Genomic DNA, 2,391 nt, shown 5'->3' with positions numbered 1-2,391 from the left:
CTATGATTTTACTTGGATTTTAAAAGATTGGCCATTTCACCTGCTGGGTGAGTCCAAAAATGAATGAATTTTTCCATATCCTGTTGTTTTATAAGGGGATTATTCTATGAATGGCTCATTTAGTTCACGGAACCAGGATTAAATTTTACCGATGTTATCAGTACTTCGGCACTGCTGTACGAGTCGGCCATGGCCCAACGCCTTAATGAAGTTCGGATTTCGATCCGGGCAGCCGCTGATCGTTTCCTGAGTTCGGCGGTATGAAAGAACACGCTCGTACCGAACGCATCGGGACCGAACTCCAACGTGAGCTCGCCCAGGTCCTGCGCGCGGAGGTGAGGGACCCGCGCCTGAAGCTCATCACCTTGCAGGAGGTGCGGGTGAGCCGCGATTTGGCCCATGCCAAGGTCTACTTTACCTGCTTCCCCAGCGACGAGGAAGGTGGCGAGCAGGAGCGCCTGCTCAACGGCAGACTCGCGGGGTTTTTACGCCGGGCGCTGGCCCGGCGCGCCCGGCTGCGGACCATGCCCCAGCTCCGTTTCATCCACGACCAATCGATCGCCCAGGGCGAGCACCTCTCGCACCTGATCGAAACGGCGGTGGCGACGGAAGATGCCGAATCGGGCAGCAGTGAGCCTGGCGCACACTATTGAACCGCAAAGACGCAATCCGCAGATTACGCAGATTTTCGCCGATGAAAAACGAAATAATCGGTGAAAATCTGCGTAATCTGCGGATAAAAACTGTTCGGCGACTGGCGACTGGCAGCAAGGGAAAGTCGATCCGCCAAGGCTATGTTTTCAGGAAGCCCGTAGCCCGTAGGGCGGGAAAGCGCAGCGCATCCCGCCGATACTCAGACGGCGGGATGCGGTCGTCCTGACCTGTCCCGCCCTACGAGCTTCATCGACATCTACGTGGCGCTTGACGATAATGAGCGGGCCAAATACCAACGTGATTATCCCGACGAGGCGCAGACCATGAGCCGATTTGCCGAACGCTTTCACGAAGAGGGTTTGCAGCAAGGCAAGCACCAAGGAGAAGCCTTAGTCTTGGAACGCCAGTTGCGCCTGAAATTCGGTGCCTTACCCGACACGGTACAGCGCCGGATCGAGCAGGCCAGCGAACAGACCCTGCTGGCGTGGTCCGAGCGGGTCCTCACCGCCGATCGTCTCGAGGAGGTTTTGCATTGAAGGAAGTCGAAATCGTCGGCCCTCCAGTGGGGTCGGTGCCCTTTACCGACCTGTTTAGTTTTCGAGTCCACTTCAGGGCTTCAGATGCCGTCGGTAGTTTAATGAAAACCCAGATGAAGCCAGCCGCCCCGGTGAGATACGCAGGCTAACATGGGACAGCGACGCAGGCCCGGGCGTAATGTCAGCGGTATCCTGCTGCTCGACAAGCCGCGGGGTATCACCTCCAACGAGGCCCTGCAGCGGGTCAAGCGGTTCTTCAAGGCCGCTAAGGCGGGTCATACCGGGAGTCTGGATCCCCTGGCGACCGGGTTGCTTCCGGTTTGTCTGGGGGGGGCTACCAAGTTTTCCACCTTTCTGCTGGATGCGGACAAGCACTATCGGGTCCGGGTGCGGCTGGGGATCACCACGACCACGGCGGATGCCGAGGGCGAGGTCGTCGCCCAGCTACCTGCCGATGGCGTGGGCGAGCAGGATCTGCAGGCGGTGCTCGCCCGCTTCCGTGGCCCTATCGAGCAGTTGCCACCCATGTACTCCGCAGTCAAACACCAGGGGGAACGGCTCTACAAGCTGGCGCGCCGGGGCATCGAGGTAGAGCGCACCCCGCGGCTGGTGAATATCCACCGGATCGAGCTAGGTAGCTTCGAGCCGCCGGAATTCGAGATCGACGTGCACTGCTCCAAGGGGACCTATGTCCGTACCTTGGCGGCGGACTTGGGGGAGGCGCTGGGGTGCGGCGGCCATGTGACGGATCTCCGCCGCACGGGCGTCGGGCCCTACCTGGAGTCCGGGGCCCGCTTCGTCGCCTTGGACGAGGTCGAACGGCTCGCCCTGACGGAAGATCGAGATACCCTGGATGCCCTGCTGTTGCCGCTGGAGAGTGCCCTTCATCATTGGCCGTCGGTAGGCCTCTCGGAAGACGCCGCCTTCTACCTGCGTCGGGGGCAGGCGGTGCTGGTGCCCCGGGCACCGACCCAGGGGCTGGTCAGGCTTTACGATCCATCGCAGAAGTTCATCGGCGTCGGCTGCATCCTGGATGACGGCAAGGTGCAGCCGAAGCGGTTGTTATAAGGGTCAGATCGAGTGGCAGGATGGGTGCAGTTACCAGTTACCAGCTATTCTTGAACCGCAAAGGCGCAAAGGCGCAAAGGCGCAAAGGCGCAAAGGCGCAAAGGCGCAAAGGCGCAAAGGCGCAAAGGCGCAA

General features: G+C 60.1%; 3 protein-coding genes. All 3 read left to right on the top strand.

Going from position 1 to position 2,391, the window contains the following annotated elements; genetic code table 11:
- Nucleotides 1–260 precede the first annotated feature (260 nt).
- The 3 genes from rbfA (at nucleotide 261) to truB (ending at nucleotide 2,258) form a co-directional block, all read left to right on the top strand.
- Nucleotides 261–653 (top strand): 30S ribosome-binding factor RbfA, encoded by a 393-nt coding sequence (gene rbfA, locus BQ17_RS03005; protein ID WP_089724232.1) that lies wholly within the window; start codon nucleotides 261–263, stop codon nucleotides 651–653.
- Between the two features lie 261 nt (nucleotides 654–914).
- Nucleotides 915–1,190 carry an RpnC/YadD family protein gene (locus BQ17_RS03000; RefSeq protein WP_089724231.1) on the top strand — a complete coding sequence of 92 codons (276 nt, stop codon included), beginning with the start codon at nucleotides 915–917 and terminating at the stop codon, nucleotides 1,188–1,190.
- A 150-nt stretch (nucleotides 1,191–1,340) separates the two neighbouring features.
- A complete protein-coding gene (truB, locus tag BQ17_RS02995; RefSeq protein WP_089724230.1) occupies nucleotides 1,341–2,258 on the top strand; it encodes a tRNA pseudouridine(55) synthase TruB in 918 nt (305 codons plus the stop codon).
- The last annotated feature ends 133 nt before the right edge of the window (nucleotides 2,259–2,391 follow it).

This window comes from Candidatus Thiosymbion oneisti (genome assembly GCF_900092655.1).
In the GTDB taxonomy this organism is placed as follows: domain Bacteria; phylum Pseudomonadota; class Gammaproteobacteria; order Chromatiales; family Chromatiaceae; genus Thiosymbion; species Thiosymbion oneisti.
The sequence above is the reverse complement of the archived record's forward strand: the minus strand, read 5'-3'. Positions and strand labels throughout refer to the sequence as shown.

Excerpts from the sequence above, each read along its gene's own strand:
- rbfA (WP_089724232.1), top strand. The coding sequence starts at position 261 with ATGAAAGAACACGCTCGTACCGAACGCATCGGGACCGAACTCCAACGT.
- truB (WP_089724230.1), top strand. The coding sequence starts at position 1,341 with ATGGGACAGCGACGCAGGCCCGGGCGTAATGTCAGCGGTATCCTGCTG.